Origin of the sequence: Siphonobacter sp., assembly GCF_048595215.1 — a bacterium.
Classification (GTDB): Bacteria; Bacteroidota; Bacteroidia; order Cytophagales; family Spirosomataceae; genus Siphonobacter.
Genome location: NZ_JBMDWJ010000216.1, coordinates 37,003 through 49,119 on the forward strand (window position 1 = coordinate 37,003; position 12,117 = coordinate 49,119).

Genomic DNA, 12,117 nt, shown 5'->3' on the forward strand with positions numbered 1-12,117 from the left:
TTTTTCAAGCATTCAATCGTTCATCAAAAATAAGATTTGTTCAATTTCCATCATAGGAAAAATCGTATTTTAGGCAAATGTTAATTCTATGAATGGTAGCTGAATTTAGGAATTTAGTGCTTTACTTTGTGGGCTTGAAGTGATTTTCGATCATCGCTTCAATGGAAACTAGTTAGATATCAGGTAAATTTCCGAGTCCAACCCTTCCGGGAAAAAATCAATTTTAACCAAAAGAGAATCGAAATGTTGCCCTTTGTTCGGCCTAGCGTCTTTAGAACTTTTCTTTTTGTCCCACTCCTTCAATCTGCATCAACTCTGAAACTAACACTTATTTCTGGCTTTTTGCTGTTCACTCAGCTGGTGTGGGCTCAGATCCCTCAGTTACCCTTTCCTCCGACTAGTTTACCTGCTAATATTCCCATGTCGCAGCCTACCATGGCCACGCCGGGAAATACGAATCAGGTAGACAATACTCAACAGCGGCAATACATTCAGGATCAGCGATCTAAAGCACGTGAAGATTCCGTGCGTCTACTCCGAGCTAATACCGAAGAGCCCGGTACGAAAGAACAAAAACTCAAGATTTTTGGTGCCGATATTTTCTCAAATAAAAGCCTGGATATTGCTCCGATTACTAACATTCCTACACCTAAAGGTTACATCTTAGGTGCTGGAGACCAGTTGATCATTAATGTCTACGGGGATTTGTATCGGGACATTAATATTCAGAAAACTATCACCCCTGAAGGAATTTTACAACTTGACCAGGTGGGCCCCATCTTCGTCAACGGCCTGACTATTGAAGCCGCTACCGAGCGGATTCGTGCGAAACTTGCCCGTATCTATCCCATTGGCCGCGGCATGGACATGAGTATCCGAATTGGTAATATCCGAAGCATTCGGGTTAACTTCATCGGAGAAGTAGTTAATCCGGGTACGTATAACCTACCCTCCCTGGCTACGGTCATGAACGCCTTGTATTTTTCGGGTGGTCCGACGGCTTCAGGATCTTTTCGTACCATCAACCTGATTCGCCGCAACCGTTCTGGTCAGGATACCGTATTCCGGACCATCGATTTGTACAAATACCTGACGAAAGGTTTACGGATGAGCGACATCAGTCTGAAAGATGACGATGTCATTCAGATCCCTCCCTACCGTTCACGGGTAGAATTAACGGCAGGCGTGAAAAAGACGGGCTATTTTGAACTATTACCCGGCGAAAAACTGGGTGACCTGATTGCGTATGCGGGGGGCTTGGTAGAAGATGCGTATCGTCCGACGATTACCATTCAACGCATTACGCCCAATGGCCGGAAGTTCATCGATGTACGCGAAGAAGAAATGAATACGTTTGAGGTAATGAATGGTGACCGGGTGGGCATCAATCGCGTACCCGAACGGGAAGAAAACATGGTAGTGATCAATGGAGCCGTATACATGCCCGGATCCTATCCACTGGATCGTAACCCAACGGTAAAAGACCTGATTCGTCGGGCCGAAGGACCTAAACGTGATGCGTTCCTAGGCCGTGCGGCCATCCACCGTCAGAAGGATGATCTGACGGAAGAATTGATTCCGGTAAACTTGACTCGCATTCTGAACGGAAAGGATTCTAATGTAGTGCTTAAACCTCTGGATCGGGTGGAAGTAGCTAGCGTAACCCAATTGCGGGAAGGCATGACGGTGCGGATTTTAGGTGAAGTTAATACCCCCAAAGGTGACTCAGCGGAGAACAATGGCTACTATCCTTGGTTCGAAGGAATGACCGTTGAAGATCTTATCATTACGGCGGGAAATCTACGGGCGGCAGCCTCTCCTAATCACATTGAAGTGATTCGCCCCAAACGTCTGGATTCCGATGATCCCAAACTCATCAATTCAACGCTGGCGGAAACGTTTACCCTGTCTATTAGCCGTGACCTGCGTTTGACCGATGAAGCTTCCAAGTTTCAGTTGAAACCCTATGACGTCGTATACGTACGAGCTTCTCCTAACTTCGAAAATAACCAAGCAGCAAAAGTCGAAGGTCAGGTACGTACACCGGGTGATTACGGTCTGGTAGATCGCGACGAACGTATTTCGGATTTGATCAAGCGGGCTGGTGGCCTTACTGCCTATGCCTATGTGGAAGGAGCTTCACTAATTCGCAAAACCAAGCTTACGAAAGCAGAAATTGATCAGCAGCAGAAAACCTTGAATACGATCAGCAACGATGGCCGGAAATCCGCTCTGCAAGCCGATGTAGTAGCCGAAAATAAAGAAGAAGCCATTGGTATCGATCTGAAGAAAATCCTGGAAAAACCGCATACGGATATCGACTTGATTCTTCAGGATGGTGATCTGCTGACGGTTCCCAAGTTTAACCCGACGATTAAAATTGAAGGTGAAGTGCAATTGCCTACGACAACCCGTTACACAAAAAATGTGGGCGTTGGCGAGTATATCTCACGGGCCGGTGGTTTTACTTCTCGTAGCGTGAAGAAACGTACGTACGTAATCTACGCAAATGGATATGCCAAGAAGACGAAGCGATTCCTGTTCTTCAATTCGTATCCGGAAGTACGTCCTGGTTCTCGTATCATCGTACCCGTACGTACGCAGGCCGACATTACAGCTGCTCAGGTGATGGGTGTGATTGGTACTATTGGTGGTTCGCTGTCCGGCCTCTTGGGTATCTACGCTATTCTCCGAACGTTATAATCGTAACTCCAGCCTTTCATAATAATTATGGTAACAGAAGAATCTCATAAACCCGTACTTACCCCTAATGGGGAGGTGGCCGTTGTCGAGCCAGCTCCCGCTTTCGACCCTCGAAAATTGGTAAATACGGTCACTACCGTATTCAAAACAATCGTCAAGTATTGGTGGTTATTGCTGATATGTGTACTACTTGGCGGTTTAGGTGGTTGGATTTATGACCAGGTGAATGAAGTACCTGATCAATATGAGGCCTCCCTGATCTTTAACCTGGAAAGTGGCTCAGGTAACTCTGAACTCTCGAACTTCGCTAGTGCGTTAGGTATGTCGGGGGGTAGTTCAAGTGCGAATATGTTCTCGGGACCAAACTTCGTTTCTCTGTTTCGCTCCAAGAAAATTGGGAACCGCGTGATGTTGACGAAGGTCACGATTGGTAATAAGACGGACCTGCTCGCTAACTTTTACAAAGACCGTTCGGGAGCCCTGCGTCGAACGAAAAATGAAGAGTACTTGGGTAAGAAATTCCGTTTCCCGGATAAACCCATTAAACAGTACTCAAATGCAGAAATGTCCTATTTGGATATGTTTCGTGATTACGCTTCACAGGACTTACAGATTGAAAACGTAGACCGGAAATCCAGCTTCATGGAGTTGTCCATCAAGACCGAATCCGATACGCTGTCAAAGCTGCTGGTGGAAACCTGGCTCGCTCGAATGACTGATTTCTATAAAGAAACGCAGAGTCAGAAAACGCTAGAGCTACTTGATCTGAACGTTCACCGTCGCGACTCCGTACTGACGAAACTAACGGGAGCTGAACGCAAATTAGCCGCAGCTCAGGATTATAGTCAGTATGCCATTATGCCTTCGGCCCGCGTGAATGACCAACGCCTTTCTCAGAATACGACCTATTTGCAAGGACTGTATATGGAGTCCATTCGGAATATCGACGCCTTGCGTACCTCGCTCATTCGGGAAAGCCCCTTAGTAATGATTATCGATGAGCCGACTTTTCCGCTGCCAGTTACTCCCTACCCCAAAGGAAAAGCCATTAAAATTGGGATTGCTCTGGGCATTGTGCTGTCACTGGCGGCCATGTTCCTGATTAACTCCTATCAAAACATGATGAAAAAATTACAGAATTCATGACCCAGGAAACGATTATAGAACACGGCAGGTCGCAGAAGAACTATTGGTCTGAATTTTGGAAGTCTACCGAATTATTCTGGATTCTTGCCAAGCGGGATATTACCGTTCGGTATAAACAAACGGTTCTGGGCATTGTCTGGAGCGTCGTTCGCCCCGTACTTACTACAGCGGTCCTCTTTTTTGCATTTGGTAAAGTAGCCGGTCTACAATTTGAACCGGGTGTTCCTCCCAAGCTGGCTATTTTTGCAGGCGTACTGATCTGGAACTTCTTTGCTAACTCGCTTTCGCAGGTGAGCCACAGTATATTAAGTAACTCCAACCTAGTTTCGAAAGTCTACTTTCCCCGATTGATCCTACCGACTAGTTCGGTCATGGTAGGTTTCGTTGATTTCCTGGTTGGCTTTGCCTTGATTATTCCGATGTACCTCTGGTACTACTTCAAGCAGGATTTTATGCCCTCCTGGCAACTGGTCTTTTTGCCAGTGTTTTTGGGAATGGCGTACCTAGCTTCGTTTGGTTTCGGTTTATTTCTAGCCGTTATGAACGTGAAGTATCGTGACTTTACGCAACTGACGCCTTTCATTATCCAGTTTGGATTCTATGCGTGTCCCGTGGCGTACTCGTCCATGAACATTCGGCAATACGCTGATCAGTGGTGGTACCCGCTTTATAATATGAACCCCATCGTGGGAATTATCGATGGTTTTCGCTGGACCCTCTTAGGAGGTACAGCTCCGTTCAACTGGGAAAGTTTTATTCCCAGTGTGATCATTATTCTAGTAGTTGTCCTCAGTTCTGTTGCTTTTTTCCGTAAACGCGAAAACGGTTTTGTTGACTATATTTAATCTTCAAAGCTTTTTTTCATCAATAGGTTGGCTGGCTCCCTCCGTTAACCTTCCCTGTTATGAATGCCATCCAGGTTGAAAACATAGGTAAACGCTACTTCATCGATCACCAGAAAAAATACGGTGGTCCATCGGGGTTAAAAGAAACCGTATTCAATAGCTTTCAATCGCTGTTCGGTTCCAAGCCACAGGAGACTTCCGTCAAAGAAGAATTCTGGGCTCTTAAAAATGTAACCTTCGACGTAGCTCAGGGCGACCGAATCGGAATCGTTGGGCACAACGGAGCTGGCAAGTCTACGCTTCTGAAAGTACTCAGCCGGATCACCGAGCCGACTGAAGGCCGGGTAACGGTCCGGGGCCGTATTGCCAGTTTGCTGGAAGTCGGTACGGGCTTTCACCAGGAGCTTACGGGTCGCGAGAACATCTTTCTCAACGGTGCTATTCTCGGCATGAAGCAGTCCGAGATCAAGCAGCACTTTGATGAAATCGTAGCCTTCGCCGGTATCGAAAAATTTCTGGACACCCCCGTGAAACGTTATTCTTCGGGGATGTTTGTACGTTTGGGTTTTGCGATTGCCGCTCACCTTGAACCCGAAATTCTGATCATCGATGAAGTACTAGCCGTAGGTGACGCTGAATTCCAGCGGAAGTGTCTTGGCAAGATGAAAGATGTGTCGGATAGTGGTCGTACCATTTTGTTCGTAAGTCATAATCTCACGGCCGTACAAAGTCTGTGTAATAAAGCCGTATTCATGAATCGTGGCCAAATGGTGGCCGTCGGTGAAACGGGACAGATCATTACCGATTACATGTCGAAGATCAATCAAACCAGTCTGGTACGGGAATGGACTACGCCCGAATCAGCTCCTGGTAATGATCAGGTAAGGATCAAAAAGATTGAATTGATACCTACGTTTAGCGGTAGTCAAACCCGCATTGACGTACGTACGCCCATCCGGGTTCGGTTTGAGTTCTGGAACTTCGTCAAGAATGCCAAGCTCAACCTGAGTATGCACTTCAATTCCATGACGGGAGAAACCATCTTTAACCTGGCTTCTCCGCAACTTGATGCGAACCCTGGGATAATTACGGGCGAAGTAGAACTGCCCGGTAACTTCCTCAATGATGGTACCTATACCATCACGATGATGATTGTAAAAGATGCGGCGACGGTACTGTATCACCTACAGGAATCCATTTTATTTGAAATTGACGATTATCGCGGCGAAGTAGCCTGGTATGGTAAATGGCCGGGTTCCGTTCGTCCCTATTTTCCCTTCACTATCGAACAGGCAGAGGAGGTTAACGTATGAGCGAAAAAATTTTTGTAACCAAGTCCTACCTTCCTCCTCAAGAAGAATATATCGCGTACTTAAACGGCATCTGGGAACGTCATCATTTGACCAACCAGGGACCGCTCGTTCTGGAATTAGAACAAAAACTGCGACAATACCTCGGTCTTGAGCATCTGCATTTCAGCTCTAATGGTACCATTGTGCTGCAAATGGCTTTGAAGGCCCTTCGGATTACGGGCGAAGTGATCACGACGCCTTTTTCCTACTGTGCTACCTCCCACGCCATTGCCTGGGAAAATGCCACGCCCATTTTCGCGGACATCCGGAAAGAAGATCTCTGTATCGATCCGGACTGCATTGAGGCTCTAATTACGCCAAAAACGCAGGCTATTCTGGCTACTCACGTGTATGGGATTCCCTGCCAGATTGAACGTATCGAAGCCATTGCCAAGCAGCATGGCTTATACGTCATTTACGATGCCGCTCATACCTTTGGTGTTCAGTACCAGGGTAAATCCTTACTGAGTTACGGCGACGTTTCGACCTGTAGTTTTCACGCGACGAAAGTATTCCATACGGTGGAAGGTGGCATGATTACGACCCCTAATGCTGAACTCTCCGAGCAGTTAAAACTCTACCGTAGCTTTGGTCACGTAGGAGATGACTATTTCGACATTGGCATTAACGCCAAGAACTCGGAGTTTCATGCGGCTATGGGTTTGTGTAATCTGCCTAAAGTGGATGAGATTATTGCAGGCCGCCGTCGGGTTACGAAAAGCTACGATCAGCACCTAAACTGGGAGAAGCTTACCAAACCCACCATACCCGCAGACGTGGAGTGGAATCACGCGTACTACCCCGTTTTCTTTGAAACGGAAGCTGATTTGCTGAAGGTACGCGATGCCTTAGCCGCTCAGAACATTTTCGTTCGTCGGTATTTTTATCCTTCCTTAAACACGTTGAGCTTTTTGCACGCTCATCAGTCATGTCCGGTCTCGGAGTATATGGCGGTGCGTGCCCTGAGTCTGCCGCTGTATCCGGATCTGCCGGATCATGACGTCGAACGAATTATTTCGATCATCAACGAAAACCTGTAATAGTACCAAACATGTGGGATTGGTTGTACCGCCTACTCTTTCTGATGTTCGTGGGCTTCTGCTTCCGGGTAGCTGCCCAGGTCTCACGAAAGTCTTTAGTAGATGTAATCATCACGGCATTTACGGTCTTTGCCGGTAGTATCATTGTCTCCGGATTCATATTATCGTTTTTGCATAAAACGGCGGATGTACGCTTCTGGGCGGGCATTGTATTCATTCCGCCTTTCATCTTTTATCTCTTATTCTCGAAAGTATTCATTCGGGAATACGAGGATTTCTCCGTGATCAGCCTTTTAGGCAGTACGCTTCAGCGAACCTGGACCTGGTATAAAGAGCTTTCTCTTTACCTGAAAGTGGTCTTTGGTCTAATGATCGCAACGCTGGCAACGGTGTCCTTTATCAGTTTACTCTTGGTGCTGTTTACTGTGCCGAATGAATGGGACAGTATGACGGGCCATTTGGTACGCGTCATGTACTTCATTCAGCGGGGTACGATGGCTCCGTTCTACGGTACTAACTGGAATATTGACACCTATCCCCGTAGCGTGTGCGGCATTCAGATTTACAGCTACCTGATTACGGGAAAAATTGAGAATGCCTTCAAGCTTATCAATTACCTCAGCTACTGGGTCTCCGTACTAGCGGCTTACGGTATTTCTCAATCCATCAGTCGCAATACCACTGCCAGCGTATTTTGTGCCTTGGCGATGGGTCTATTGCCTAACGTTCTGCTACAATCTACAACGACTGATACGGACATCGTACTGATGGGTTACGTTAGTTGCTTGGTGTACTTCTTATTTGCCTACCACCAGACGCATCGCCGTCGGTATTTGTACTTGGCCGGACTCATTTTTGGTATTGGTCTGGGCCACAAGATTACGCTGGTTCTACAATTCCCCTCGTTATTCATGGTGGCCTTGTACGTCTTTGTGTTCGGTGTGCCCAATGTCAAATATTCTCTGGGTCAGCTCAAGCACTTCTTTACCTCGGCGGTTATCGGCGTGCTTCTGTTTACCTTACCCACGGGTTATCTGTCCAACCTTCAGCGGTATAATCACCCGATTGGCCCGCCTACGGCTACGCGTCACCAATCGGTGGAACGAGCTGGGGGTATCTTTAGCCCAAATCTTTACGAACAAGGTACCCGGAATTTCCTGCGGTACGGTTTTGACTTCATGAACCTGGACGGTCTTACCAACCTACCCGGCGTGATTGAAGGACCTAATCAATGGTTCAAAGCTCCCTTTGTTTGGCTGGAAGGAAAGGTACACGCCCGGCTTCGGGAAGAAACCGATTTTACGATCCGACCCTTCAGCTACAACCGGGATTACATTTTCATGAATGGGCTCCCCTACTGGGGCATCATGGGCTTTGCCTTGTTATGGCCGCTAGTATTTCTGGTGCTGTTTGGGATTATTCGCTCCAAACCTCTGCTTTTCCTGGCCGGAGCGGCTCTGTTGCACGCGGCTGCTTTGTCGTATTCGGCTCCCTATGATCCATTTAAAGGTCGGTACTTCATTAGTACAAGCATTTACGTGATTCCTTTCCTGACGGTCCTGTTTACGAAACGGCATTCCTTACTAGGTCCGCGGGAACTGGCTCTGAAAAGCTATATTCTATTCATTGTTGCTCTCGCCTGTGCTTCCGCATTTTTTGCCGTATTGTGGAACGAACGTTGCCTTCCGGTGGCTCACAATGGCCATCCTTCGGCGTTTGACGAAGGTCGGATCGAACGTATGTCTTATGCCCGCGAGGATATTACGCCAGCGTACAAGAATTTTGATCAAATCGTACCCGAACACGCGACGGTTGCTTTGGCGGACATCAACGACGATTACGAATACCCTCTGTTCGGCAAAGACCTGACGCGGAAACTCATTCCCATCAATCCTTTTGAACGCGGGTTACAGCCCATTCCCAAAGAAGCGGAATACCTGTTCTTTGCGGCCAGCGTGATCAAACCCCAGCCCGGCGACATCCGGCTCGGTACGGATACAACAGCTGCCACCCGAGCGAAGATGATCGTTCCGGCGGAAGATTACTGGCTCCGGAAATTGAAATAAAAGCCGGGAAGGAGCAGACGTTTAACGCTCTGCTCTTTCCCGCTTCAGTATCCTTCATACATTCTCTCATTCATAGAGAACAATCAACCTTCTTTTACCTTGAACCCAGCCGATATGACTTTAGCCATCATGCAACCCTATCTGTTTCCGTATATTGGCTATTTTCAGCTGATGAAAGCGGTGGATACGTTTGTACTCTACGATGATGTCGCCTTCATTAACCGGGGCTGGATCAATCGGAATAACCTGCTCAATAACGGCAAAGCCCAGTTGTTTACAATTCCGCTGAAAGACGCCAGTCAGAACAAACTGATTCGGGAAATTTCCATCGATACGCAGCAGAAATGGCGGGATAAATTGCTGAAGACCATTCAGCAAACGTACCGTAAGGCCCCACTGTACGCGGCGGTGTATCCATTACTGGAGGAAATTTTACAATTCCCGGAGGAAAACATCAGTACCTATATCTTTAATAGTCTGGTACAAATCAATGCGTATCTGGGCATTACGACGAAGCTGGTACCCAGTTCGACGATTTACGAGAATCAGGATTTAAAGGCCCAGGAACGCATTCTTGATATCTGCTTGCAGGAAAAAGCGGATCATTACATCAATCCCATTGGTGGGAAAGAGCTGTACAGCCACGAGCGGTTTGACGAACACCAGATCCGGTTAAATTTTATTCGTTCCGAAAAAGCAGAATATCCCCAGTTGGGCGGAGACTTTGTCCCCTGGTTGAGTATCATAGATGTACTGATGTTCAATACCAAAGAGCAAATAGATGAGCTGTTGAAAGCGTACGTACTGGAGTGATCGTGTATCAAACGCCGGATTAGAAGCGGCCCTTTTGTATGGTTGATGTTTCCATTCTGATTATTAATTATAAGTGTGCGGATCTAACGATCGCGGCCATTCAATCCGTTAAGGACTGGACCAAACGGGTCAGTTACGAAGTGATTGTGGTCGACAACGATTCACAGGATCAGAGTAAAGCTCAGGTACTGGAGCAACACCCCGACATTCAGTGGATCGATATGGGCTATAACGCGGGCTTTGCCCGGGCCAACAACCGGGCCATTCAGGCGGCTCAGGGTCGGTACTATCTGCTGCTGAATGCCGATACGCTGCAAAACACGGATGCGATTGATGTGTGCGTGGAACGCATGGATGCTGAACCGGACGTTGCTGCGTCAGCTCCCATGCAACTGTACGGGAATGGCAGCCCTCAACCCTATTTTGAGAGTTTTGCCGAGTTTCGCCGCATTTTCTATATCGTTCCGATCCGCTTACAGGCCTGGGTGGAGCGTATGTTGCCAGCTACGGTGTATACTGACCCCCGTCAGCACGACTGGCTCGTAGGAGCGTTTATGGTGGTACGCCGGGAAGCCGTACAGAAAGTCGGTGCTCTGGATGAGAGTTTCTTTATGTACGGCGAAGATGTGGAATGGTCGTACCGGCTTGGTAAAGTTGGGAAGCTCTTGTACTATAAAGATTTAGGTTTCCTGCATCTCACCAGTGACTCCCCCTTCCGTCGGACGGATGTTTCTTACGTTAATCGGTTCAATGTACAGATGCAGGTCTCAAATCTGCTCTGGTTACGTAAGCAGTACGGCGTGGGGGCATACTTGGTCGTCATGCTGAATTATGCCTTGTTGATTCCAATTTTTACGGGCTGGAAAGCCTTTGTGAATCTGAAGAATCGGCGACCCTTGGGCAGTGAAATGGAAAATCAACGTCGCTTTGCCCGGCGATTTCAAATGTTATTGCGGTATTTTTGGCCGACGGTATTCAACCGTCCGGGTTTTTACAAGATAAAACCGGAAGAAAACATTGCCTGAGTCTGTACACTTATGCCTACTCGTAAAATACTGATTATCACTCCCTACGCAGGTCGAACCGGATCAGAAATGATGATGGGGTATTTGCTGAATCGATTCAATCGGGATCTTTTTCAATTGGGGTTATGTACGCTACAGCCGGGTGAATTACTAAATGACCTCCCTCCGGACGTTCCTACGTTTACGGCTCCGCACCACTTTTCGGTCGTTCAAAAAATACAGAACAAATTCGGCGAAAACCCAATTTTTCGGTACCTCCGGAACGTACAGAAACGGTTTAAAGCTGATATCTGGTATTTGAACACCCTGGTACCGGCCTTCTTATTACCGCTGGCTCAGGAATTAGGGGTGCGGGTGGTGACCCACTTTCACGAACTCCCCCTCGAATACATGGTGTTGAAGGGAGAGTCATTCCGGCGGTTAATTACCGAAAGCGATCGCATCATTGGCTGCTCGGAAATTGTTTGCCAACGGATTCGCGAAGCCGGTGGACAGCGAATCGAACTCTGCCATTCCCTCATCGATCATTCTCGCATTCAAATTCAACCGAACCGCGTACAGCAGCTTCGGCAATCGCTGGGTATTCAGCCCCATGAGTTCGTATGGGTAATGTCTGGACAAAGCACGTACCGCAAGGGGTTTGATCTGCTACCCGATTTCGCGGAGCAGCTAAAGGGCTCTCCTGCTCGTATCATTTGGCTGGGTCAGGTCATTGATGACGGATTCGTAGCGTATACGCAGGAAAAATTAAAACATAATTCGGGCGTCCGAGTTGATGTACTGGGCGTACAACGGGAGGATTATTATCACTATCTATCCCTCGCCAACGGCTTTTTGCTGACTTCCCGGGAGGATCCGTTTCCCTTGGTAATGATTGAAGCGGCAGCTCTGGCAAAACCCATCGTCGCGTTTAATTCGGGTGGTGTGGCTGAGTTTGTGCAGGAAGGAATGGGCGAAGTTGTCGATTCCTGGAACGTTCGGGATGTAGTCACTGCCCTACAGAAAGTAATGAATAAAGAGTTGATTTTCAATGCTGAAAAAGCGAAAAATCGAGCCCAACAATTTGATGTTTCCGTGATTATTTCCCGCTGGGAAACCATCATGCAGCAGCTTTGATCCACGAAAAA

The 12,117-nt window shown here is 47.5% G+C and carries 9 protein-coding genes; all 9 read left to right on the top strand.

Going from position 1 to position 12,117, the window contains the following annotated elements:
• The first annotated feature begins 420 nt into the window (after positions 1 to 420).
• The 9 genes from ACOJTG_RS13455 to ACOJTG_RS13495 all read left to right on the top strand — a co-directional run bounded on the left by ACOJTG_RS13455 (position 421) and on the right by ACOJTG_RS13495 (position 12,106).
• Positions 421 to 2,703 carry an SLBB domain-containing protein gene (locus tag ACOJTG_RS13455; protein ID WP_420154290.1) on the top strand — a complete coding sequence of 761 codons (2,283 nt, stop codon included), beginning with the start codon at positions 421 to 423 and terminating at the stop codon, positions 2,701 to 2,703.
• 27 nt (positions 2,704 to 2,730) lie between these two features.
• Positions 2,731 to 3,849: a hypothetical protein gene (locus tag ACOJTG_RS13460; protein WP_420154291.1), complete on the top strand. Its 1,119-nt coding sequence runs from the start codon at positions 2,731 to 2,733 to the stop codon at positions 3,847 to 3,849.
• The gene (locus ACOJTG_RS13465; RefSeq protein WP_420154292.1) at positions 3,846 to 4,694 is read left to right on the top strand and encodes an ABC transporter permease; all 849 of its coding nucleotides are present in this window, start codon (positions 3,846 to 3,848) and stop codon (positions 4,692 to 4,694) included. Before ACOJTG_RS13460 ends, ACOJTG_RS13465 begins: the two co-directional genes overlap by 4 nt.
• Before the next feature lie 59 nt (positions 4,695 to 4,753).
• Complete coding sequence (locus ACOJTG_RS13470; protein ID WP_420154293.1) at positions 4,754 to 6,007, top strand: ABC transporter ATP-binding protein; 1,254 nt, start codon at positions 4,754 to 4,756, stop codon at positions 6,005 to 6,007.
• Positions 6,004 to 7,086: a DegT/DnrJ/EryC1/StrS family aminotransferase gene (locus ACOJTG_RS13475; RefSeq protein WP_420154294.1), complete on the top strand. Its 1,083-nt coding sequence runs from the start codon at positions 6,004 to 6,006 to the stop codon at positions 7,084 to 7,086. Before ACOJTG_RS13470 ends, ACOJTG_RS13475 begins: the two co-directional genes overlap by 4 nt.
• An 11-nt stretch (positions 7,087 to 7,097) precedes the next feature.
• Positions 7,098 to 9,152 (top strand): ArnT family glycosyltransferase, encoded by a 2,055-nt coding sequence (locus ACOJTG_RS13480; protein ID WP_420154295.1) that lies wholly within the window; start codon positions 7,098 to 7,100, stop codon positions 9,150 to 9,152.
• Between the two features lie 114 nt (positions 9,153 to 9,266).
• Complete coding sequence (locus ACOJTG_RS13485; protein ID WP_420154296.1) at positions 9,267 to 9,965, top strand: WbqC family protein; 699 nt, start codon at positions 9,267 to 9,269, stop codon at positions 9,963 to 9,965.
• 38 nt (positions 9,966 to 10,003) lie between these two features.
• On the top strand, positions 10,004 to 10,990 hold the full coding sequence (locus ACOJTG_RS13490) for a glycosyltransferase family 2 protein (RefSeq protein WP_420154297.1): 987 nt from the start codon (positions 10,004 to 10,006) through the stop codon (positions 10,988 to 10,990).
• A gap of 12 nt (positions 10,991 to 11,002) precedes the next feature.
• A complete protein-coding gene (locus ACOJTG_RS13495) occupies positions 11,003 to 12,106 on the top strand; it encodes a glycosyltransferase (RefSeq protein ID WP_420154298.1) in 1,104 nt (367 codons plus the stop codon).
• Positions 12,107 to 12,117: the final 11 nt, after the last annotated feature.